A 21,629-nucleotide genomic window follows, 5' to 3' on the forward strand; every position below is an offset into this window, starting at 1 on the left:
TCCGCCGCGCCCCCGGCCTTCCACCCCCCCTTGGGGGGGGGGGGGGGGGGGGGTGAGGGGGGGGGGGCCCCCGGGGGCCGGGGGGGGGGGGGGGGGGGGGCCCGGCCCCCCCGCGACCCCCGTCGGGCCGTGCTCCCGAGGCGCGGAGCGCCGGTCAGGCCAGGGCGAGGAAGAGCTTCTCCAGCTCGGCCTCGCTCATCGGCGCGGCATCCTCGTCCGCGGCGGCCATGCACTGGCGCATGCCGCTCGCGACGATCTTGAACCCGGCCCGGTCGAGCGCGCGCGAAACGGCGGCGAGCTGGGTGACCACGTCCTTGCAGTCCCGGCCCGCCTCGATCATCGCGATCACCCCGGCCAACTGGCCCTGCGCGCGACGCAGCCGGTTCAGGACCGCGCCGACCGCCTCCTCGTCCACCTGCATGTCGGGCCGCCTTTCACATCGACTGTCGATGGACAAGTGTACCCGGCGGGGTATTCATTCCCGGGTGGCGAACGTCGTACCCGACCCGCCCGCGCCGGACGCGGGTCGGCGGCAGGGGCGGGCACGGGTCGGCGGCACAGGCGGGCGGCACGGGCGGGCACGGGCGGGCACGGGCGGGCGGCAGGCCAGGGCGCGGTTCAGCGGCGGGCCAGGCGGCGTTCCCCGCCCGCGCCGGTCGCGTACGGAAGCTCGTAGTGCGCGAACACGGCGGGCTCGTCCTCGACGGGCAGCACGTCGTCGGTGCCGATCGCCGGCGCCTGCTTGACGAGGTTGCGCGGGTACGCCACCCGGAGGTAGTCCGGGCCGGCCACCGCACCCTCCAGCGGGACGAACACCAGGCGGCGCCGACCGGCGAACCCGACCGTGACGGTGGCGAAGAACGGCTCGTCGCTGGCCGTCTCCACGTAGACCGACTCCAGCGAACCGATGCGGTGGCTCTTCTCGTCGACCACGGCGTGGCCGCGCCACTCGCGGATGTCCGCCATCGCGATGCCCACGGTCCGACCTCCCGTCCCCGGCTGTTCCCCCGCCCCGGTCTCCCATCCTGCTCCGGGAGCGGCCGGGACGCGCGGCGAGGCCACGAGCCCCCGGCCCGACGAAAGGGACATACGGGGGTGACCCGGCCAACCGCCACGGGCGCCGTGACCTGGGCTTTAGGCTGTCCGGCAGCAGGACCGCGAGTGGATCGTCAGCGGTGTCAGTGCGGTCAGTGGTGTTAGTGGTGTCCGGGCGAAGGGGGCGGCAGCCGTGGGGTACGAGAACATGTGGGATTCCGGCGGGGCCGGAATCGCGGCCGACCTGCGGCCCGACGTGCCGCATCCGGCCCGGATGTACGACTACTACCTCGGCGGCAAGGACAACTTCCCCGCCGACCGCGCCGCCGCCGAGAAGGCGCTCGCCGCCAACCCGGAGTTCCGCTCCACCGCCCGCGCCAACCGCGCCTTCCTCACCCGCGCGGTGCGGTGCGTCGCCGACCTCGGCATCGAACAGTTCCTCGACATCGGCACCGGCATCCCCACGGCCGGGAACACCCACGAGATCGCCCGGACGGCCAGGCCCGGCGCCCGGGTCGTCTACGTGGACAACGACCCGATCGTGCTCAGCCACGCCCGGGCCCTGATGGCCGGCTCGGGCGCCGGCCGCACCACCGTCATCCAGGCCGACCTGCGCGAGCCCGGCGACCTGCTGGACGCCGTCCGGGCCGTGGAACTGCTCGACTTCTCCCGCCCGGTCGGGCTCGTCCTCGCCGCGGTCCTCCACTTCCTGCGGGACGAGGACCAGCCCCACCGGGTGCTCGCAGCGCTGCTGGACACCCTGCCCTCCGGCAGCCACCTGGTCCTCTCGCACGGCACCGCCGACTTCATCCCGTCCGCGACGCGCGACCGGGTCACCGGCGTCTACGACAGGGCCACCGCTCCCCTCGTCGGCCGCTCCCGCGAGGAGGTCCGGGCCTTCTTCGACGGCCTCGACCTCCTCGAACCCGGCGTCACCACCGTCCCCCTCTGGCGCCCCGACACCACCCCCGAGCCCGGCGCCGACCGCGTCAGCATGTACGGCGCGGTGGCCCGCAAGCCCTGAGACCCGGGCCGGTCGGCCGGTGCCGGCAAGATCCGGCTGTCGGCCCGGTGCGATCGCGCGCGAACGGGCTGACGTGCCCCGGGGCAGGCGGCCCGTACCGCCTTGAGCGGAGCGGGCCGGCCTGGAACGATGGGCCGTTCGGATACGTCAGGTACCGCGGCTCGGGGAGAGCCGCGCGATCGGGGAGGCCGTGTGATCATCGCCCGCGAGGTGGAGTTCGACCGCGACGAGGTGTTCGAGCTGTACGACGCGGTGGAGTGGGAGGGCTACACCAGCGACGTCGACAAACTGATGCGCGGCCTGGCCAACTCCCACCTGGTCGTGACCGCGCGCGGCGAGTCGGGGGAACTGCTCGGGCTGGCCCGCACCATCTCGGACGACGAGGCGGTCTGCTATGTCCAGGACGTCCTGGTGCACCCGCGCCACCACCGCGAGGGCGTGGGCCGTACGCTGATGGAGCACCTGATGGACCGCTACGCGCACTGCCGCTTCTTCCTGCTCTCCACCGACCACGAGTCCACCCCGGAGGGTGTGCGGAACCACGCCTTCTACCGCTCGCTGGGCTTCCTCTCCTACGAGGAGAAGGAGATGTCCGCCTTCGGGCTCCCCCGTGTCCGCGCTCCGAGGGCGGGTGCGGGGGCGGGGCGGCCCACGGCCTGACCCCGGCCCCGCCGCGCCCACCGCACGCTCAGACCGGGCGGCCGGGCGGGACCAGGCCGGTCTGGTAGGCGATGGCGACGAGCTGGGCCCGGTCCCGGGCGTCGAGCTTGGACATCGCCCGGTGGACGTGGGTGCGGACGGTGAACGGGCTGACGAACATCCGCTCGGCGATCTCCTCGTTGGTGAGGCCGGTGGCGGCCATCGACATCACCTCGCGCTCACGGGCGGTGAGGACGGCCAGCCGCTCGCTCGCGGGGGTGGCGGACGCCGGCTCGGGCTGGGCCAGGAACTGGTCGATCACGGCCCGGGTGGCGGCGGGCGAGAGCAGCGCCTCGCCCGCCGCGACGGTGCGCACGGCGGCGAGCAGTTCCTTGGGGTCGGCGCCCTTGCCGAGGAATCCACCGGCGCCCGCGCGCAGCGCCTGGGCCACGTACTCGTCGATCTCGAAAGTGGTGAGGATGAGCACCCGGGTGCCGGACAGCTCCTCGTCGCCGCAGATCTCGGCGGTGGCACCGAGACCGTCGACGCCGGGCATCCGGATGTCCATCAGCACGATGTCGGGCTTGGTGGCCCGGGCGAGCGCGACGGCCTCCCGGCCGTCGGCGGCCTCGCCGACCACCTCCATGTCCTCCTCCGCCTCGATCAGCAGGCGGAAGGCGCCGCGCAGCAGGGCCTGGTCGTCGGCGAGCAGTACCCGGATGGTCATGCGTGGTCCCTGTCCTCTCGGAGCGCGCCGTCCGCTCGGGCGGCGTGCTCCTGTCGTTCGGCCGGTGTCGGGCGATCGGTACGGGTGGTGCGCGCGGCCCGGGCGGCCCGGGCGACGTCGGCGGCGGTGAAGGCGCCCGCGGACTCGGGGCCGTCGTCGCGGGCGCCGGTGCGCAGCGGCAGTTCGGCGGTGACGAGGAAGCCCCCGTCGGGCCGCCGGTCGGCACTGAGCCGGCCGCCGACCGCCCCGGCCCGCTCGCGCATGCCGATCAGACCGAAGCCGCCCTCGCTGGGCGGGTGCTGGGGCAGCGACACCGCGCGGCGGCGGCCGGTCGCGGTCGGTCGGCCGTTGGCGACGCTGACCGCGACCCGGCTGCCGCTGTAGGCGAGGGTGATCTCGGCGTCGGCGCCGTGAGCGTGCTTGGCCACGTTGGTCAGCGACTCCTGGACGATCCGGAAGGCGGTGAGGTCCACGCCGGGCGACAGCGGGCGGGCCTCGCCCTCGACGGAGAGCCGGATCGGCAGGCCGGCCCGCTCGAAGGTGGTGATCAGTTCGGGCAGCCGGTCGAGGCCCGGGGCGGGTTCGAGCGGGGCGCGGTCCTCGGCGCGGCGCAGCAGGCCGACGGTGGCGCGCAGTTCCTGGAGGGCCGAGCCGGTGGCGTCGGTGATGTGGCTGAGCACCTCCCGGGCCTGGACGGGGTGGTTGTCCATGAGGTGGACGGCGATGGCGGCCTGGGCGTTGGCGAGGGCGATGTGGTGGGCGACGACGTCGTGGAGGTCGCGGGCGATCCTGATCCGCTCGTCCGCGACCCGCCGACGGGCCTCCTCCTCGCGGGTGCGCTCGGCGCGTTCGGCACGCTCCTCGATGGCGGCGAGGTGGGCGCGGCGGTTGCGGATCGAGTCGCCGAGGGCGCCGGGCAGCAGGGCCCAGGCGAGCACGCCGAGCCGTTCGCTGACCGGCCCGCCGGGGCCGAACAGCAGGGCGATCCCGGTGAGCAGGACGGCGGCGGCGACCGAGGCGCGCAGCGCGGTGGCGCGGTCGGTGCGGATCGCGAGGAAGTAGAGCGCGAGCAGCAGCGGGGTGGCCAGGGTCGGGGTGAGCCGGGGGCTGACCATGGCGAGCAGCATCGTGCAGAGCAGCGTGACGGCGACCACCGCACGCGGGTGGCGGCGGTGGGCGAGCACGGTGACGGCGGAGACCAGCGCGATGACGAAGGTGGGCGCGGCGAACGGGGTGAAGCGGCCGCCGGTCTGGTCGATGGTGGCGCCGAGGGCGGTGACCGTGATCATGGCCGTGCCGCCGGCGACGTCGAGCAGCCGCGGATGGTCGCGGCGCAGGCGCTGCCAGAAGTCGCTCATGCTCGTGCTCTCCGGTCGGGGACGCTGGCCACGCCCGCAACCGGGCAGCCTGGGTTCGAGCCGCGCCGATCCCGATCGGGGGCGCGGCGGGACGCGGCGGGGGCCTCCGCACGCGCGGTGGCCCCCGACAGCAACCGTAACGGTTGGGCTCGAACCGGTGTCCGAGCGGTGGGGCGCCGGCCCGGCCCCGCTCGGTGTCGGGGCGGGGCCGGGCGGCAGTGCCCTAGACGGTGACCGACTCCCGGGCCGGGGCCTGCTCGGGGGCGGGGGTCTCCAGCTTGCTGCCCTCGACGTCCACGTCCGGTATCAGGCGGTCGAGCCAGCGCGGCAGCCACCAGGCGCGGCGGCCGAGCAGGGCGAGGACGGCCGGGACGACGGTCATCCGGACGATGAAGGCGTCGAAGGCGACGGCCGCGGCGAGGCCCAGACCCATCATCTTGATCATCGGCTCGCTCATCCCGATGAAGCCGGCGAAGACGGCGATCATGATGAACGCGGCGGCGGTGACCACCCGGGCGTTGTGCCGGAAGCCGGTGACGATCGCCTCGCCGGGCTCCTCGCCGTGGACGTAGCCCTCGCGGATGCGGGTGACCAGGAACACCTCGTAGTCCATGGCGAGGCCGAAGACCACACCGATCATGAAGATCGGCATCATGCTCATCACCGGGCCGGTCTGCTCCACGCCGATCAGCTCGGCCAGCCAGCCCCACTGGAAGACCGCGACCACGGCGCCGAGCGCGGCGACCACCGACAGCAGGAAGCCGAGGGCCGCCTTCAGAGGCACGAGGATCGAGCGGAAGACCACCATCAGCAGGACGACGGCGAGGCCGACGACCACGGCGAGGTAGGGCAGCAGCGCGTCGGACATCTTCTGCGAGACGTCGATGTTCATCGCCGTGGTGCCGCTGACCAGGACCGTCGCCCCGGTGGCCGTCTTCAGGCCGGCCGCGTCGTGGCGGATGGCGTGCACGATGTCCTTGGTCTCGGCCTCGCTCGGGCCGGTCGCCGGGACGGCGTTGAGCAGGGCCGTGTCGCCCGCCTGGTTGAACATCGGCGGCGTCACCGCGACGACCCCCGGCAGCCCGGAGACCTTCTTGGCCACCTCGTTCGCGGCGGCCTTCGGGTCGGCGACGTCCTTGGCGTCCACCATGACCGTCAGCGGGCCGTTGAAGCCGGGGCCGAAGCCCTCGGAGAGCAGGTCGTACGCGCGTCGCTGGGTGGTGGAGGTGGGCTTGGACTCGTCACCCGGCAGGCCGAGCCGCAGGTCGAGCGCGGGGGCCGCGAGCACGCCGAGGCCGATCACACCGCCGAGCAGCACCGCGAGCGGGCGGCGCAGGATGAAGCGGGCCCAGCGGGCTCCGCCGTTCTCCTTCGCGGCCGGGGCCGCCCCGCCACGGGCCTTGCGGGCCTTGCGCGGCAGCACCTTGCGGCCGAGGAAGCCGAGCAGGGCGGGCACCAGGGTGAGGGCGACCAGCACGGCGATGACGACCGTCCCGGCGGCGGCCATGCCCATCTTGGCCAGGATCGGGATGCCGACCACGGAGAGGCCGGCGAGCGCGATCACCACGGTCAGGCCCGCGAAGACCACCGCGGACCCGGCGGTGCCGACCGCCCGGCCCGCCGCCTCCTGGGGCGCGCGGCCCTCGGCGAGCTCGGCGCGGTAGCGGGAGACGATGAACACCGCGTAGTCGATGCCGACCGCGAGGCCGAGCATCATGGCGAGGGTGCCGGTGGTGGTGGAGAGCCCGAGCGTGCTGCCGAGCGCGGTGATCAGCGCCATGCCGAGGCCCACGCCGACGACCGCGGTGAGCAGCGGCAGGCCGGCCGCGACCAGCGAGCCGAAGGTGATCACCAGCACGACGGCGGACAGCGCCATGCCGATCGCCTCGCTGCTGCCCCCGGCGTCGGCCTTGGCCATCAGCGCGGTGCCGCCGATCTCGACCTTGAGTCCGGCGTCCCGGCCGTGCTGGGCGGCCCGCTCCAGGGTGTCGGTGGCGGTCCTGGACACCTCGCCGGCCTTGGCGGAGTAGCTCACCGTCGCGTAGGCGGTGGTGCCGTCCGAGGAGACGGCGCCCGGCATCTTGAACGGGCTCACCGCGCCGGTGACCTGCTCGGAGCCGGCGAGCTCGCCGACCGTCCGCTCGACCGCCTGCTGGTTGGGCGCGGCGGTGATCTTCTGGCCGGAGGGGGCGACGAACACCAGGCGCGCCGAGGCCCCGTCGGCGTGGCCGCCGGGGAAGCGCTCGTTCATCAGGTCGAACGCCTTCTGCGCTTCCGTGCCGGGCATCGCGAAGCCGTCGTCGGGTGCGGCGGGCGCCTTGGCCGCCAGGACTCCGACGGCTGCCAGCACGGCGACCCAGAGGAAGGTCACCAGCCGGCGCCGGACGAAAGTCCATCGGCCCAGGCGGTAGAGGAACGTGGCCACGGGAGAGCGGACTCCTTCGAATGCGGTTCTCGGGAACAGGAGGCGCCGCGGCCGACCGGACGTCCTGGTGGACGCGGTCCCCCGCAGCATGACCCATCCTTGATCGCCGACCCCTGCTCCGTCGTCGTCCCTGTGCAGGCCGTTTGCGTACTGCGGACGCAGTAGTGCCATCCCCCGCACGGAGGAGCGCACGCCCTGCGCCGGAAGCAGCCCCCGGACCTGCGACGGCAGCAGATCCGCTCACCCGTGCGGTCGGCGACGGCGGGCCGGGGACCGGTGGGCGAAGTAGCGTGATGTGCCTGACCCGTCCGCTGACGTGCGGTTCGGGAGGATTCGACCCGATCGGTGCTGCTCCGGCAGCCCGCCGCCGGAGGTGCCCATGGGCGTTCCAGCCGCCCGCATCGTGTTCGACGAGAGCGACCGCGCGGCCGTCGCCGAAGCGGTGACCGAGATGCTCACCACCGGCGCGCTGACCCTCGGCCCGTGGACCGAGCGCTTCGAGCAGGCCTTCGCCGCCGAGCACGGCGCCTCGCACGCCGTCGCGGTGAGCAGCGGCACGGCGGCGCTGGAGGTGATCCTGCGCAGCGTCGACGTCCGGGGCCGCGACGTGGTCGTCCCCGCCGTCACGTTCTACGCGACCGCCGGGGCGGTGGTGCACGCGGGCGGGCGGCCGGTCTTCGCCGACGTCGATCCGGCCACCCTCGCGCTCTCCCCCGAGACCCTGGAGGCGGCGCTCACCCCGGACACCGCCGCCGTCGTCCTGGTGCACATCGGCGGGCTGGTCGGCCCGCAGGTCGACGCCCTGCGGGCGCTGTGCGACCGGCGCGGCGTCCCACTGGTCGAGGACGCCGCGCACGCCCACGGCAGCAGCTTCAACGGCCGCGCCGCCGGCACCTTCGGCCTGGCCGGGGCCTTCTCCTTCTACCCGACCAAGGTCACCACCAGCGGCGAGGGCGGGATGATCCTCACCGAGTCGGCCGAACTGCGCGACGGGGCCCGGATCTACCGCGACCAGGGCAAGGGCTCCTTCACCACCAACCACCACGTCAAGCCCGGCTACTCCTGGCGGATGAGCGAGCCGCACGCCGCGATCGGCGCGGTGCACCTGCGCCGGCTGAAGGAGTTCATCGAGACCCGCCGGGCCGTCGCCCGCCGCTACGACACGGCGCTCGCCGGGCTGGACGGGCTCGACCCGGTGCCCGAACCGCCCGGCTGCCGCGGCAACTACTACAAGTACGTGGCGCTGCTGCCGGCCGGGGTCGACCGCTCCGAGTTCAAGCGGGCGGTGGCCGAGGAGCACGCGGTGCGGCTGTCCGGCGAGGTGTACGACCTGCCGCTGCACCTCCAGCCGGTGTTCGCCCCGTACCGGCGCGGGCCGCTGCCCGTGGCCGAGGACGTCTGCGCCCGGCAGGTCTGCCTGCCGGTGCACTCCGACATGACCGAGGACGAGACGGAGCAGGTGGTCGACGCCGTCTCCGCGGTGTACCGGCGCCTGGCCGGGTAGCCGGAGCGAAGGGAGCAAGATCGTGCGGATAGCCGTCACCGGGGGCTGCGGGTTCATCGGCTCACACGTCGTGGACCACCTGATCGCGGCCGGCCACGACGTCCTCGCGGTGGACACCACCGACAAGTACCTCAATCCGGACGCCGAGCACGCGCGGCTCGACGTCCTCGACCTCAAGGCCCTCACCGCGGCGCTGGCCGGCAGCGAGGTGGTCTACCACCTGGCCGCCATGGCCGACGTCGAGCAGGTCAGCGCCGACCCGGTCCGCGCGGTGCGGACCAACATCGACGGCACCGAGGCCGTCCTGGAGGCCGCCCGGCGCAGCGGCCTGAGCCGCACGGTCCTGGCGAGCACCGTCTGGGTCTACGGCGCCGCCCTCACCGACGAGCAACTCGACAGCAGCGAGCAGGAGTTGGACGAGCACGTACCGATCGAGCTGGAGCACAGCGGCCATCTGTACGTGGCCACCAAGCTCGCCGCCGAGATGCTGGTGCACAGCTACCGCGAGCTCTACGGGCAGCACTTCACCATCCTGCGCTACGGCATCCCGTACGGCCCCCGGATGCGGGACGAGCTGGTCGTCGCCCGGTTCGTCCAGGCCGCGCTGGCCGGACGGCCGATCACCATCGCCGGGGACGGCCGGCAGAGCCGCAACTTCGTCTACGTCGAGGACCTCGCCGACGCCCACGTCCGGGCCCTGTCCCCCGCCGCCGAGGACCAGACCTTCGCACTGGAGGGCTCGACGGCCGTCTCGGTGCGGGACATCGCCGACACGGTGGACGGCCTGCTGGGACCCGTCACCATCGAGCACATCGACGGGCGGAAGGCCGACTACGCGGGGCGGCGGATCTCCTCGGCGCAGGCCAAGCGGCTGCTGGGCTGGTCGCCGAGGACCAACTTCACCGACGGCGTGCGGCGGTACGCGGACTGGTACCGGGCCACCGTCGGCACCGCCGCCGGCGCCTGACCGGGCCGCCCGATGCCGCACGCCCTGCTGGTCTCCGGCTCGCTCGGACAGGGCCATGACGTGATGGCCCAGGCCTGCGCCGACACCCTGCGGGAACGCGGCTGGACCACCCGCACCGTCGACGCCATGGCCCTGCTCGGGCAGCGCTCGGGCGCGGCCGGGGAGGCGGTCTTCCGCCGGCTGCTCGACCTGCCCGGGGTGTACGACGCCTTCCACTTCTCGGCGCTGCGGCCCGGCGCCCGGATCGCCCTGCTCGCCGACGCGGCGGCCCGCGGCCGGCTGGTCCCGGCGCTGCGGGAGCTGATCGAGGCGCAGCGGCCGCAACTGGTGGTCTCGGTGTTCGCCACCGCGACCTCGGCCGTCAACCGGCTGCTGCGGCAGGCGCCGGAGCGGGAGTTCCGGCACTTCGTGTTCTGCACCGACGTGACGCCGCACCGGCTCTGGGTGCAGGAGGGGACGGACCTGTTCCTGGTCACCTCCGAGGTCGCCGCGTGCGCGGTCCGGCGGTACCGGCCGGATGCCGACATCGCCGTCGTGCCGGCGCCGTTGCGCCAGCCGTTCTACCGGCCGCCGCGACGGGCCGCGGCGCGGGCGGAGCTGGGCGTGCCGGCGGGCGCCGCGTGCGTCCTGCTGATGTCCGGCTCCTGGGGGCTCGGTCCGCTCGCCCGCACCGCCGCCTCGCTGGCCGCCGCCGGGCCGCACGTCCTCGCGGTGGCCGGGCGCAACCGCGAACTGGAGCGCCGGCTGCGGGCCGCCGCGCGCCGGGAGCCCCGGCTGCACCCCTTCGGCTACACCGACCGCGTGCCCGCGCTGATGGCCGCCGCCGACCTGGTGGTCACCAGCTCGGGCGACACCTGCAGCGAGGCCCGGGCGCTGGGCCGGCGGCTGCTGCTCCTCGACGTGGTGCAGGGGCACGGGCGCGACAACCTCCAGCATGAGCTGGAACTCGGCCACGCCGACGTCGCCACCGCCCACCCGGCCGAAGTGGTCCGCAACGCCCTGGCCGCGCTCCACCGCCCCGAGCCCGCGCCGTCCGCCGGCGCCACACCGGAGGCGTGGCAGGCGGGGTTCGGGGCGGCGCTGCGGCGGATGGGGCTGGGGTAGCCGCGCCGGGCGGGTCCGGGGCGGTCGGGGTTCAGTGCACGCCGACGGCCCCCGAGCAGGTCAGGGTACCGGTCACCGTGCCGGTGTCGCCGAGCTCCTCCGTGACGGGCATCGCGGTGAGCCTCGCGCCCCCGGCGGTGCGGCTCGCCCGTTGACCGATCGGCACCTCGCCCTTCCAGAGGACGGGACGGAAGCCCTTGAACGCCAGCAGCAGCCGGGCCTCGCCGTCGCCGAGAACGAGCTCCGCGCGCGCGTCCTTCGCGCCCATCGTGGTCGCGGTGAGGGTCAGCGCGCCGGTCGGCGAGTCCTCGCCGACACAGACGACCGAACCGAACCGGTAGCTGCCGCCGTTGGCGGCCGACAGGGTCAGGCTGCTTCCGCCGGAGGCCCCGGGCGCCGTACCGGGCGTGCCGGAGGGCGGCACGGCGGACGCCTCGGCGGTCGTGGCGGAGGCGGTGGAAGGGGCGGCGGCGGAAGGGGAGACGGTGGCCGGAGCGGAGGGCTGCCCGGCGGAGCCGGTCGACGCGGGCGACGAGCCCGGACCACCGCACCCCGCCACCACCAGCGCGGCGAGACCGACCGCGACGACGGCCCGACCGCCGTACGGCACACGGGTGTTGACCCTCACGCGAGACCCCCTGCTCGTCCGGTACTCCTGACGACGCGTCGGTCACACCGGGCGGTTCCGGCCGGCGGGCGGCGGCACCCGGTGGTCGCGGAGGGGGCCGAGGGTGAGGCGGCGGGTGCGGCAGTGCGCGGCGATCAGGGGGAGCGCGGCGAGGGTGGCGCGCCAGGAGCCGGGGGCGGAGGTGCAGTCGGAGTCGTGCAGCAGGAGGGTGGCACCGCCGGTGAGGCCCGGGCGGGCGGTCGCGTAGACGGTCGCGCCAGTGGCCTCCGCCGTCCAGTCGCGGCCCCAGGCGGTCCACAGCACGCTGCGCAGGCCGAGGCGGCGGGCGGCCAGGGCCGGGCCCGCGGTCAGGACGCCGTACGGCGGGCGGTACCAGAGCGGACGGGCGCCGCAGAGTCCGGTCACCGCCTCGGCGGCGCGGCGCAGTTCGCGCAGGTCGCGGGCGGGGGCCGGGTACCACTGCTGCCGGTGGTGCCAGCCGTGGACGGCCACCTCGTGGCCGCGCAGCACCAGCTCGCGGCCGAGCCCGGGGGCGCGCTCCAGCATCGCGCCGAGCAGGAAGAAGGTGGCCCGGGCGCCGAGTTCGTCCAGCGCGTCGAGGACGTACGGGGTGCTGGCCGGATCGGGGCCGTCGTCGAAGGTCAGGGCGACGTGGCCGGGCGCGGCGCCGTGTCCGGCGGTGCGGCGGGCCAGGGTGCGGCGCAGCGGGGGCAGGCGGACGGCGGCCGGGGCGAGGTGCAGGAACTCCGCGCCGGCGGCGAGGGCGGTGGCGGCGACGGCGGCGGTGCCCGTCCGGTGCACGGCGGCGGCGCTCACTCGAAGCGGGCGGCCATCCGGCGGAACACGCCCGGTGCCACCCCGTGGAAGCGGGACGGGAAGCCGAGCCAGTGCGGGACGTAGAGGCGGTCGCGTTCGGTGGTGATGGTCGCCACCACCGCGTCCGCGACCCGGTCCGCCGGGACCAGCCGCGGCCAGTCGCGCTCGTACGGGGTGCCGCGCCGCTCGAAGAACGGGGTGTCCACCGCGCCGGGGAGCACCAGGCGCACCCCGACGCCCGTGCCGCGCAGCTCGTACCAGAGGCTCTCGGCGAACATCGTCAGCGCGCCCTTGGTGGCCGCGTAACCGGACTCCTCCCGCGAGCCGACCTGGCCGACGATCGAGCCGAGCAGCACGATCCGGCCACGGCGGCGCTCCAGCATGCCGGGCAGCAGCAGGCGGACCAGGCGCAGCGGGGCGGCGAGGTTGACCTCGATCATCCGGTCCAGGGTGTCGGAGGGCGTCTGCGCGTACGGGCCGCGCCAGCCCAGGCCGGCGCTCGCGACCAGGGCGTCCACCCGGCCGGCCACGGCCAGGGCGGCCTCCGCGAGGCGGGCCGGACCGTCCGGCTTGCTCAGGTCCTCGGGCAGGGCGCGGCCGCCGGTGCGGTCGGCGAGTTCGTCGAGGCGGGCGCGGTCGGTGCCGGAGAGCAGAGTGTGCCAGCCGGCGTCGGCCAGGCGGGTGGCGGTGGCGAGGCCGATCCCGGAGGAGGCGCCGGTGATCAGCGCGACCGGGCGGTCGCCCGAGGGGGCCGGGGCGGCCGGGGCGGTCCGGCCCTCCGGAGCCGAGGGGGCCGTGCGGGCCTTCGGGCCTGACCGCCGGGGTCGGGAGTGGGACTCCTCCGCCATCGGGCACCTGCCGCTCTGTGGCCGTGTCGCCGTCCGATTTGTCCGGCAAGTCACCTTCGCATGGCGGAGCCGTCCGGGCTACCGGGGCGGGACGGCGGGCTCCGCCTCGGTGTCCCGGTGCGGAGCCACCAGCTCGGCGGACTCGCCCTCCAGCTCACCGAAGCGGGAGAGCACGAAGGTACCGCCCACCGCGACCACGAAGCCGGTCAGCGCGCACCACTCGAACCCGGGCCGGGCGGCGTCCCCGAGCACCGTCACGCCGATCAGCGCCGGACCGAAGGTCTCGGTCACCGTCCCGGCAGCGGTCGCGGCCGTGACCGTCCCGCGCTGCAGCGCCAGGGCGTAGGCGAGGTAGCCGCCGAGGCCGCCGACGGCGAGCGCGTAGGCGGCGGGATCCGTGAGGACGGCGACCGGGCCGGAGACGTCCAGGACCCGCACGGCCAGGCTGGTCACGCCGAAGCCGACCCCGGCCAGCAGGCCCAGGCCGGCCGCGGCCGCGTTGCCCTCCCGGCGCACCAGGACCACGGTGGCGAGCACCATGGCGGCGGTGGTGGCGAGCAGCGCCCAGTGGAAGGCGGTCGCGGCGTGGTCGCGGCCCTCCTGTCCGGAGCCGAGCGCCAGCAGGGTCAGGCCGAGGACCACCGCGAGGATGCCCGCGAGATCGCCCCGGCGCAGCCGGGCGCCCAGCAGCCAGACGGCCGCCAGGGCGGTGACGGCCAGGCTGGCGTTGGTGACGGCCTGGACGAGGAAGAGCGGGAGGGTGCGCAGGGCGACGATGCTCAGCACGAAGCCGACGATGTCCAGCAGCGTGCCGAGGATGAACTGCCAGGACCGCAGCAGCGCGGCCAGCAGGCCCGCCCGCACCCGGTCGGCGCGCGGGGCCGACCGCGCGCCGCGCGCCTGGAAGACCGCCCCGAAGCCGAAGCAGACGGTCGCGGCCAACGCGGTGGTGAGTCCCAGCAGCATGCCTCTCCCTGCCTCGCGGGGCAGCACTCGGTCCCCTCACCAGTCTGTGCCCGGGGGAACGGGGGCGCACGGATGGAGCGCACGGGACGGGGGTGCACGGGTGGAGCGCGTGGGACGGGACGGGGCGGAGCGGCTCGGCCCACCGGGTCCACCTGAGCGGCGGGCGGTTTGCCGACGAGCGGTGTTGCGTCATGCCTGATCCATGATTCAGCACGCCGTGCCGCTCGCCGCATCCGGTCTGAAGATCGACTGGGCAAGGATGCCGACCTACAACACGATCATGTCCGTGGCCGCCGGCGCCGGGCTGCTGCTCGTGGTGGAACTGGGACGTCGGCTCCTCGCCCGGGGCCGCACCATCACGCTCGACGGCTGGGCGCTGGCGTTCGGGGCCCTCGGGTTCACCCTCGTCACCACCGGCCTGCACATGACCCTGACCTGGCCGCTGGCCAGGCAGGGCTTCCCGTTCGACAACATCATCTTCGGCGAGCCCGCCCTGGCGTTCGGCGTCCTCCTGCTCACCGCCTCCTTCTACCTCTGGACGCGCGGCAGCGAGCTCCTCGCCGCGGACGGCGTCGACCGGACGGTCCGGGTGGCCGCGCCGATCTCGGTGTTCGTCTTCGGCATGGGGCTCGCCTGCTTCGGCATCGCCGCCGCGGGCTGGAGGTACACGCTCTTCGCCGCCCCGCCCGAGGAACCCGTCTCGGGGGAGTTCTCGGACCGGCCGTGGCTGGAGGCGAGCTTCATGTCCGGGCTGTACGTCCTGGTCGGCATCGGGGCGCTGCTCTTCCCGTTCGCGCTGCGCTCGCCCCGGCGGTGGACGAGCCCGGTCATCGGCGCCGCATGGGGGCTGGCCGGCCTCGCCTTCCTGGCGTTCGGCGGGCTGAACTACTTCACCCACATCGGGCTCATCGTCAACACCATGTGACCGACGGCGGTCCTGCCGGGGCCCGGTGGATCCGGATCCACCGGGCCCCGGGGAGCGGCCGCCCCCGGCGTCCCGGACGGGCCGGAGCGCCCACCCGCGGGACGCGGCTCCGGGTCAGCCGGGCGCGTCCGCGAGCAGCGTGGCCGTCCGGGTGACCAGTGGTTCGTCCATCGGGGCCGCCTCGTCCGCCGGCTCGGTGGTCAGCACGGCGAGGAGGACGGGGGCGCCGGCCGGGGTCCCGGCGATGCCAGGCGGGTGACGCGGTCGCCGATCGAGCGGGCGAAGCCGGTGACGGCGGTCGGTCCGCCGAGTTCGCGGAACAGAATTCGGCGACGGTCCTGTCGCGGCGCGAACCGCCTTCCCGATCACCAGGACGCGGCGCATTCGCCGACGGTTCGTCAACTGTGGTCATCCGTCCGATGGCTCACGGCCGGACGGCCACCGCGGCGTACAACGAGACCTCCTCGGCGGCCCCGGGCGTCTCCTCCGGTGCGGGCCGCCACTGCGCGATGGGGACGAGCCCCGGGTCGAGGAGCGTCCAGCCGTCGAAGAAGCGGACGATCTCCGACCGGGTGCGGGCCTGGGCTGCGGTGCCAGCGGCCTCGTAGATCCGGGTCAGCCGGGCGATGTCCTCGGGCGCGAACTCAGGACTGACGTGGGTCAGCACCAGGGCGCTGCCGGGGACGAGGGCGGATTTGAGGCGCTCGACCAGCTCGTACGCGCCGTGGGTGTCGGGGACGAAGTGGAGCAGGGCGTTGAGGGAGAGCGCGACCGGGCGGGACAGGTCGAGGGTCTCGCGCAGGCCCGGGGCGGCGAGCAGTCCGAGCGGGTCGGTGACGTCCGCCTCGACGTACGCGGTGCGGCCCTCGGGGGTGCCGGTGAGCAGGGCCTGGGCGTGCGAGAGCACGATCGGATCGTTGTCGGCGTAGACCACGCGGGCGTTCGGCCGGATGCTCTGGGCGACCTCGTGCAGGTTGGGCGAGGTGGGGATGCCGGTGCCGATGTCGATGAACTGGTCGAAGCCGGCCTCGGCGAGCGCCCGGGTCGAGCGCTGCATGAAGGCGCGGTTGACCCGGGCGGCGGCGCGCAGCCACGGTGCGACGGCGAGGGCCTGTCCGGCGGCCTCGCGGTCGGCGGCGAAGTTGGTGAAGCCGCCGAGGAAGTAGTCGTACATCCGGGCCGAGTGAGGCACGTTCAGCCGCAGGTCCACCCCGTCGTAGAGACCCATCGCGCTCTCCCCCGGTTCCACTCCCGACCGATCATTCCCGACCGATCGCTCCTGACCACGATAGGCGGGACCGGTCGCGTTCCGAACAGCTTCGGAGCATTCCAACCAACCGACGGCGCCCATGAGATGACCATCTGTATTCGGATTGCATCCTGGAGTGACGGGCCTGATGGAATGAGGATGGGCACCGACAGCCCGACCCTCGGGTGGCCGGGTGAGCAGCCGACGGCCACGGAAAGCAGGCTCGATGACGATCGACAGGGGTGCCCCGGCGCGCAGGTTCCGGGGCGGAACGGCCGTGGCGCACATTCACGGAGCGGAGACGGCGCCGGCGGCCGGCTCCGACCGCGCTCCCCGGTCCGACCCCGAACTCCGCCTGGGCCTCGCCTACGCCGCCTTCTGCGAGACGCACGAACCCGCCTGGCACGCGCTCGCGTTGACCCGGATAGGCAACCGGTCCGACGCGGAGCTGGTCGTCGGGGCGGTGAAGTCCGACCTGGCCCGCTGCTGGCCGCAGGTCCTGCGGTTCGAGGAACCGGCCGCCTATGCCTGGCGGTTGGCCAACCGGCACGTGTCGGACTGGGTGGCCGCCGAGGAGCCGGTGGAGGTGGAGGCGGTCACCTTCGCGGCGGTGATCGGGGCGTTCAAGCAGGTGGCGAAGGGGCTGCTGCACAGCGAGGCCGACGAGGTGCGGCTGTACGCGGCGATCCTCGAACTTCCGGACCGGCAGCGGGATGTGGTGATCCTGCGGTACCTGCTCGGCCTGCACGTCAAGGTGATCGCGGCGTACCTGGGGCGGCCGGTGGCGACGGTGCACTCCAACCTCCGGCACGCCCGGGAACGGCTGGCCCGCCGGCTCGGGGTGGGCGAACTCCCGGACGACGAGGGCGAGCTGTGACGGGGAGACCGGAGGGGGGCACCCCGGGCGGCGCGGCACCGGCGGACGGCGGCCCGGCCGGCGCGGAACCGGCGGACGGCGGCCGGACGGTGTTCCGCGTTCCCCGGTCCGAACGCGCCCACGCGGAGCGGGTCGCGGCGCTGCGCCGGGCCAGGCTCACCGCCGCGCCCGCCCACCTGCCGTCGGAGCACGAGCAGGCGGCGTTCGAACTCGGCCTGGTGGTGGCCCTGGTGCTGGGCGCGCCGGACGCCTCGCGCGGACTCGACCTGCTGGTGAACGCGCGCCGGATCGAGCCGGAGGGGGCCGAGGTGTTCGGCGCGCTGCTGTACGCCACCGGCAAGGAGGAGGGCGCCGAGTTCTGGTGGCGCTTCGCGGCGGGCTCGGGCAGCGGGACGGCCGCCTACTGCCTGCACCTTCACCACCTGATGCTCGGCGAGACGGACGACGCCGACTACTGGCGGGCCTGGTCGGACCAGCTGGCGACGGTCGAACGACCGCCCGGGCCGCGGGTGTTGCGGATGAACCGGCCGCTGCTGCCGGACGACGTACGGCGGGACATCCTGTCGCGGGTGCACCGGGGGCTCGCCCCGCAGCTGCCGCCGGCGCTGGTCGCGGTGATCGACCGGCTGCCGGTGCAGGACGGGGACGAGGAGGAGGTGCCGAGCCCGTGGGGGCTCACCTCGGGGGCGACCTCCGGCTGCTCCTGGACGGACCTTCCGTGGGGAGCCGGGGACGATCACGGCGCCCCGTGGGAGTGAGTGTTCCGCGGGCTGCCGTGATCATCCGTTCAGGTGAGCGCCGACAGCCGGGCGACGACGGCCCGGTCGCGCCCGCTCCCGGTCTCGGTGCGCTCCCCCGCCGGCGTGGTGTGCCGGACGACGTACCGGTGCGGTGCCATCGCGGTGTCACGTCCGGCCAGGGCGGCGACCACGGCGCGGTGGGCCTCGGCGGGGCCGAACGAGGGGTCGACGGCGGCCACCTCGGCCACCAGCCTTCCCTCGCTCAACGAGAGCCGGTGGTCCCCGAGCGCGGCGTGCAGGAGTTCGCGGACGGCCGCGAGATCGATCCAGGAGCCGTCGACCAGCCTCCAATCACCGCCCCGGCCGGCCCCCGGCGGCCCGAGCGCCGCGGGCAGGTCGGCCAGCAGCACCGGGCCCTCGGCGGCGGCCGCGAGCACGGCCGGCAGCGCCCGGGCGAAGCTCTCGGCCTCCTCGGGGTCGAGCACCTGGGGACAGGCGATCAGGGCGAAGTCCAGGCTGCCGGTGATCCGCAGGACGGTGAGCATCAGCCGGACCGGCAGCGGCGGGGCGGGCAGCACGGTGAGTTCGGGGTCGGCGGCCGGGGGCGGTTGGACGGCGGCGACGGAGGCCGGGATGGTGAGGCTCAGGTCGTTGACGACCACCTGGCGGGCGAACCGGGCGCCGCGCACATGGGCCGCGTCGTCCACCAGCTGCCAGACCTTCTCGGCGTCCAGGGTGCTGTGCCAGTAGGCGCTCAGCGAGGCCGACTTGGCGCGGCCGATCAGCTGGTCGAGGTCGGCCGCGCCGGCGTCGAGCAGGATCAGGGCGTCCTGCGCGAGGGTGCCGACGTGGTCGATCAGGGCGGCGCGCTGACGGTTGGCGGACAGCGCCGAGAACACCAGCTCGGACCGGCCCGCGCGGTGGGCGACCAGCGCGGCGAAGGCGGCGAGCAGGACGACCGAGGGGCTGGCACCGGTGCGCCGGCAGACCGCGGCGAGGTCGTCGGCGGCGGTGCGCGAGCGGACCAGCAGGGCGCTGTGGTCGCGGGGCGGGCCGCTGATCCGCGCGTCGGAGAAGACTCCCACCGGGCCGGCGGTCAGGATCCGGGCCCAGTGCCGCAGGGCGGCCGCCGACCTGCGGCGGCCCTGGGCACTCTGCTCCGCCACGGCGATCCCCAGCGGGGTCGGCGCGGTGACCGGCGGCAGCTCCTTCCCGGCGGCGAGGGCGCACCAGTCCTCGATCAGCACGGCGGTGGCGGCGCCGTCGGCGCCCGCGTGGCAGACCACGGCGACCAGCCGCAGCAGTCGCTCGCCCGCGGCGATCAGCGTGAACCGGATCCTCGGCGGCAGGTCGAGGCCGACCGGAACGGTGACATCGACCCGGCCCAACTCCTCGGCCATCGCGTTCAGTTCGGCGTCCGAGCGACAGCCGGCCTCGACCACGGAGACGGCGAACCGGCCCTGCCGGTGCACCACCTGGCGGTCCGGGAATCCGTCCGGACCGGGGCCCGCCGGAAAGGAGGTCCGCAACGACTCGTGCCGCTCGACCAGCCGGCGGAGGGCGACCAGCCCGGAGGGGACCGAAGTACCGTCGGGCACCGGCCAGACGGACTCCTTGTTGATCGCCTCGGGGGCACTGGCCCGGATGCAGCGGATCATGTTGTCCTGGCCGCGGGTGAGCGGTCCGGAGCCGCTGTTCTCGGCGGCGTACCGCACGGTGACCCGCCTAGTGGCCGGATTCGCGCCGCACGGTGTCACGCCGAGTGACGCCAGGTCGTGCGGTGGAGCGCCGAGCAGCGCCGGGTCGTGCGGTGGAGCGCCGAGTGACGCCGGGTCCTGCGGTGGAGCGTCGTGCGGTGCCACGTCGTACACGCCTTTCGGCTTGCCGGGGAGGGCCGGGGAGGGCTCGGCAGGGGGTGTGACCGGGACGCTACCAGCGCGCTCGCCAGCTGGTCCAGACCAAACCGGAGCTGATCGAGCGTTTCGTCAATTCCCGTTCCACTCATGCGAGTTGACATGTATTGGCGATCCTCCGAGGGCGGCGACGGCAGCCCGGAACGGTTCCGCGACGGGGACGTCGCAGAGCCGGGCCGGGCCGTCGCCGAGCGCGCCCGGGTCGGCCACCAGCACCGGCGACGGACCGGCGACGGGCACGCCGAAGGACTGCACGACGCGCCCGCCGTACGCCTTGACGCAGGCCTCCCGGCGGCACCACAGCGCGGTGAACCGCGCCGCCCGCTCGGCCGGTTCCGCGGGCTCGGCGACGAACCACGCCTCCTCGACCGGGAACCAGCGGGCGGCCATCCGCTCGGCCGTCCGCGGGTCGTGGAGCCGTTCGACGTCGACACCGACCGCCCGCCCCTCGGCGAGGGCCAGCACCGCGACGGCGTCCGAGGCCGACCAGCTGACCCGCAGCGCGCCGTCCCCCGCCGGCTCGGGCTTGCCGTTCGGCCCGTACCGCCAGACCACGTCGGCCGGGTGCACGCCGAGCCGGGCGGCGACCAGCTGCCGGACCGCGCCGCGCACCACGGTGAAACGCTCGCGCGCCCAGGGGTCCATCCCGGACGCCCGGGCGCGCTCGCGCTGGTCGAGCAGCTGCCACAGCTCCCCGGCCGGAGCGGCCGGTTGACGCGTGTCGATCAGCCAGAGGTCGATCGCCGTCACGGCAGGGTCAGCGTGCTCAGCACCCCGAGCCGGCGGTCGAACCCGGCCAGCAGCGCGGGCCGGCCTGCCGCCCGCCACTGCGGCAGGTGTTCGGCCAGCTCCGCCCAGAGTCCGGTGAACGGCTGGGCCGACGGGGGCTCCGGCGGGCCGAGGCCGGGACCGAGCAGCAGTGCCGCCTCGGGCCCGAGTTCCCCGGCCGCGGCCCGGACCGACTCGGCCGGGGAGGCCGCGCCCCTGGTCTGCCGGACGGCCAGGCCCTCGCCGGGGGCCTCCTCGCAGACCAGCACCACCACCGCGTGCCGCTCCGGCAGCGGCACCGGTCCGGGCGGCTCGTAGTGCAGCGCGGTCTGTTCGGCCAGCACCACCACGGCCCGGCGGCAGCCGCCGGTGCGCTGGTGGCCGGCGGCCAGCCGCAGTGCGGTGAAGGCCGCCGCGCCGCCCTGGTCGCAGACCGCGAAGGCGAGCGGGCCGCCCGGGACGGACCGGCTGAGCGCCAGCGAGGACGGCGCGCCGGGCCGCACGTCCGGGGTGTCGAAGGCCAGGATCAGCAGGTCGGCCGGCTCGTCCTCGGCGAGCGCCTCGCGGAGCACTCCGGCGGCCAGTTCCTCGTAGGAGTGGCCGACGCCCTCGCCGAGCAGGTCCTCGCGCAGCGGCAGGCCGTAGGGGCGGACGAGGTCGGAGACGAAGACCCGCAGGTCCGGGTCGAGCGAGGTCTCCGAGCGGCCGTCGAACCGGCGGGCCAGCGCCCGGGTGATCCGCAGACCGGTGGGACCGGGGGCCACCCGGTCAGTCCTCGGGGATGACGTGCCCGGCGACGTAGTCGGCCAGCCTGGTGACCGACCGCAGGTCGTCCTCGGTGATCTGCTCGACGTCCACCTGGATGTCGAGCGACTCCTCCAGCTCCAGGATCAGCTCGATGGTGCCGGCCGAGGTGAGGCCGAGGTCGTCGAAGAGGCAGGCGTCCTGCGGGATCTCGGGCAGTTCGCGCTTGAGGACGCGCGGCAGGAGCTCGCCGATGCCGTGCAGGATGCGCTCGCGCAGTTCGGGGTCGGTGGTCTGGACCGCGGCTTCTGACATGGGTGTCCCGTCCCGTCGTACGTGGGATGTGTGCTCCGGGGCTTGCAGGCGCCCCGG

22 protein-coding genes are annotated in these 21,629 nt (G+C 75.0%); 8 read left to right on the forward strand and 14 right to left on the reverse strand.

The features are described 5' to 3' along the window. Window positions 1-154 precede the first annotated feature (154 nt). Both ACGFSC_RS26685 and ACGFSC_RS26690 read right to left on the reverse strand, forming a co-directional pair. Complete coding sequence (locus ACGFSC_RS26685) at window positions 155-421, reverse strand: metal-sensitive transcriptional regulator (RefSeq protein WP_188303232.1); 267 nt, start codon at window positions 419-421, stop codon at window positions 155-157. A 197-nt stretch (window positions 422-618) separates the two neighbouring features. Beyond that, window positions 619-966 carry a PRC-barrel domain-containing protein gene (locus ACGFSC_RS26690; RefSeq protein WP_359914748.1) on the reverse strand — a complete coding sequence of 116 codons (348 nt, stop codon included), beginning with the start codon at window positions 964-966 and terminating at the stop codon, window positions 619-621. A 277-nt stretch (window positions 967-1,243) separates the two neighbouring features. Here ACGFSC_RS26690 and ACGFSC_RS26695 point away from each other — a divergent pair, with 277 nt between their 5' ends. Both ACGFSC_RS26695 and ACGFSC_RS26700 read left to right on the forward strand, forming a co-directional pair. Further along, window positions 1,244-2,059 (forward strand): SAM-dependent methyltransferase, encoded by an 816-nt coding sequence (locus ACGFSC_RS26695; protein ID WP_359914745.1) that lies wholly within the window; start codon window positions 1,244-1,246, stop codon window positions 2,057-2,059. A gap of 192 nt (window positions 2,060-2,251) precedes the next feature. After that, on the forward strand, window positions 2,252-2,719 hold the full coding sequence (locus ACGFSC_RS26700) for a GNAT family N-acetyltransferase (protein ID WP_359914742.1): 468 nt from the start codon (window positions 2,252-2,254) through the stop codon (window positions 2,717-2,719). A gap of 28 nt (window positions 2,720-2,747) precedes the next feature. Here ACGFSC_RS26700 and ACGFSC_RS26705 read toward each other — a convergent pair whose 3' ends face one another. The 3 genes from ACGFSC_RS26705 to ACGFSC_RS26715 all read right to left on the reverse strand — a co-directional run bounded on the left by ACGFSC_RS26705 (window position 2,748) and on the right by ACGFSC_RS26715 (window position 7,208). Next, complete coding sequence (locus ACGFSC_RS26705; protein WP_359914739.1) at window positions 2,748-3,425, reverse strand: response regulator transcription factor; 678 nt, start codon at window positions 3,423-3,425, stop codon at window positions 2,748-2,750. Beyond that, window positions 3,422-4,783, reverse strand: a complete 1,362-nt coding sequence (locus ACGFSC_RS26710) for a histidine kinase (protein WP_359914736.1) — start codon at window positions 4,781-4,783, stop codon at window positions 3,422-3,424. Before ACGFSC_RS26710 ends, ACGFSC_RS26705 begins: the two co-directional genes overlap by 4 nt. A 223-nt stretch (window positions 4,784-5,006) precedes the next feature. Further along, the gene (locus ACGFSC_RS26715; RefSeq protein WP_359914733.1) at window positions 5,007-7,208 is read right to left on the reverse strand and encodes an MMPL family transporter; all 2,202 of its coding nucleotides are present in this window, start codon (window positions 7,206-7,208) and stop codon (window positions 5,007-5,009) included. Between the two features lie 379 nt (window positions 7,209-7,587). Here ACGFSC_RS26715 and ACGFSC_RS26720 point away from each other — a divergent pair, with 379 nt between their 5' ends. From ACGFSC_RS26720 to ACGFSC_RS26730, 3 genes are read left to right on the forward strand one after another with little or no spacing between them, the layout of a single operon-like run. Continuing rightward, window positions 7,588-8,712 (forward strand): DegT/DnrJ/EryC1/StrS family aminotransferase, encoded by a 1,125-nt coding sequence (locus ACGFSC_RS26720; RefSeq protein ID WP_359914730.1) that lies wholly within the window; start codon window positions 7,588-7,590, stop codon window positions 8,710-8,712. A 22-nt stretch (window positions 8,713-8,734) separates the two neighbouring features. After that, entirely contained in the window at window positions 8,735-9,679 is a 945-nt protein-coding gene (locus tag ACGFSC_RS26725) for an NAD-dependent epimerase/dehydratase family protein (protein WP_359914728.1), read from the forward strand. Between the two features lie 12 nt (window positions 9,680-9,691). Next, window positions 9,692-10,783 carry a hypothetical protein gene (locus tag ACGFSC_RS26730; RefSeq protein ID WP_359914725.1) on the forward strand — a complete coding sequence of 364 codons (1,092 nt, stop codon included), beginning with the start codon at window positions 9,692-9,694 and terminating at the stop codon, window positions 10,781-10,783. A 31-nt stretch (window positions 10,784-10,814) separates the two neighbouring features. On the opposite strand, the gene ACGFSC_RS26735 is transcribed toward ACGFSC_RS26730, so the two are convergent. The 4 genes from ACGFSC_RS26735 to ACGFSC_RS26750 all read right to left on the reverse strand — a co-directional run bounded on the left by ACGFSC_RS26735 (window position 10,815) and on the right by ACGFSC_RS26750 (window position 14,041). Next, the gene (locus tag ACGFSC_RS26735) at window positions 10,815-11,411 is read right to left on the reverse strand and encodes a hypothetical protein (protein ID WP_359914723.1); all 597 of its coding nucleotides are present in this window, start codon (window positions 11,409-11,411) and stop codon (window positions 10,815-10,817) included. 42 nt (window positions 11,412-11,453) lie between these two features. Then, entirely contained in the window at window positions 11,454-12,227 is a 774-nt protein-coding gene (locus ACGFSC_RS26740; RefSeq protein ID WP_359914720.1) for a polysaccharide deacetylase family protein, read from the reverse strand. Further along, complete coding sequence (locus tag ACGFSC_RS26745; RefSeq protein WP_359914717.1) at window positions 12,224-13,075, reverse strand: SDR family NAD(P)-dependent oxidoreductase; 852 nt, start codon at window positions 13,073-13,075, stop codon at window positions 12,224-12,226. The genes ACGFSC_RS26740 and ACGFSC_RS26745 overlap by 4 nt, the downstream gene beginning before the upstream one ends. A 78-nt stretch (window positions 13,076-13,153) precedes the next feature. Then, window positions 13,154-14,041 (reverse strand): DMT family transporter, encoded by an 888-nt coding sequence (locus ACGFSC_RS26750; protein ID WP_359914714.1) that lies wholly within the window; start codon window positions 14,039-14,041, stop codon window positions 13,154-13,156. A 202-nt stretch (window positions 14,042-14,243) separates the two neighbouring features. On the opposite strand from ACGFSC_RS26750, the gene ACGFSC_RS26755 reads away from it, so the two are divergent. Beyond that, window positions 14,244-14,966, forward strand: coding sequence for a DUF981 family protein (locus ACGFSC_RS26755; RefSeq protein ID WP_359914711.1), 723 nt, complete (start codon window positions 14,244-14,246; stop codon window positions 14,964-14,966). Between the two features lie 424 nt (window positions 14,967-15,390). Here the strand turns inward: ACGFSC_RS26755 and ACGFSC_RS26760 are convergent, their stop codons facing one another. Beyond that, window positions 15,391-16,194 (reverse strand): SAM-dependent methyltransferase, encoded by an 804-nt coding sequence (locus tag ACGFSC_RS26760; protein ID WP_359902515.1) that lies wholly within the window; start codon window positions 16,192-16,194, stop codon window positions 15,391-15,393. 298 nt (window positions 16,195-16,492) lie between these two features. On the opposite strand from ACGFSC_RS26760, the gene ACGFSC_RS26765 reads away from it, so the two are divergent. Then, window positions 16,493-17,092, forward strand: a complete 600-nt coding sequence (locus ACGFSC_RS26765; RefSeq protein ID WP_359902517.1) for a sigma-70 family RNA polymerase sigma factor — start codon at window positions 16,493-16,495, stop codon at window positions 17,090-17,092. Next, a complete protein-coding gene (locus ACGFSC_RS26770) occupies window positions 17,089-17,850 on the forward strand; it encodes a hypothetical protein (RefSeq protein WP_359902520.1) in 762 nt (253 codons plus the stop codon). Before ACGFSC_RS26765 ends, ACGFSC_RS26770 begins: the two co-directional genes overlap by 4 nt. Before the next feature lie 29 nt (window positions 17,851-17,879). Here the strand turns inward: ACGFSC_RS26770 and ACGFSC_RS26775 are convergent, their stop codons facing one another. From ACGFSC_RS26775 to ACGFSC_RS26790, 4 genes are all read right to left on the reverse strand, one after another. Next, the gene (locus ACGFSC_RS26775; protein WP_359902522.1) at window positions 17,880-19,547 is read right to left on the reverse strand and encodes a condensation domain-containing protein; all 1,668 of its coding nucleotides are present in this window, start codon (window positions 19,545-19,547) and stop codon (window positions 17,880-17,882) included. Between the two features lie 270 nt (window positions 19,548-19,817). Then, on the reverse strand, window positions 19,818-20,495 hold the full coding sequence (locus ACGFSC_RS26780) for a 4'-phosphopantetheinyl transferase superfamily protein (RefSeq protein ID WP_359902525.1): 678 nt from the start codon (window positions 20,493-20,495) through the stop codon (window positions 19,818-19,820). Continuing rightward, entirely contained in the window at window positions 20,492-21,277 is a 786-nt protein-coding gene (locus tag ACGFSC_RS26785; protein ID WP_359902528.1) for a hypothetical protein, read from the reverse strand. Before ACGFSC_RS26785 ends, ACGFSC_RS26780 begins: the two co-directional genes overlap by 4 nt. Before the next feature lie 4 nt (window positions 21,278-21,281). Then, window positions 21,282-21,572, reverse strand: coding sequence for a phosphopantetheine-binding protein (locus ACGFSC_RS26790; protein ID WP_049653836.1), 291 nt, complete (start codon window positions 21,570-21,572; stop codon window positions 21,282-21,284). Between the last annotated feature and the right edge of the window lie 57 nt (window positions 21,573-21,629).

The sequence above is a fragment of the Kitasatospora sp. NPDC048715 genome (assembly GCF_043198905.1).
GTDB classification, from domain to species: domain Bacteria; phylum Actinomycetota; class Actinomycetes; order Streptomycetales; family Streptomycetaceae; genus Kitasatospora; species Kitasatospora lactacystinica.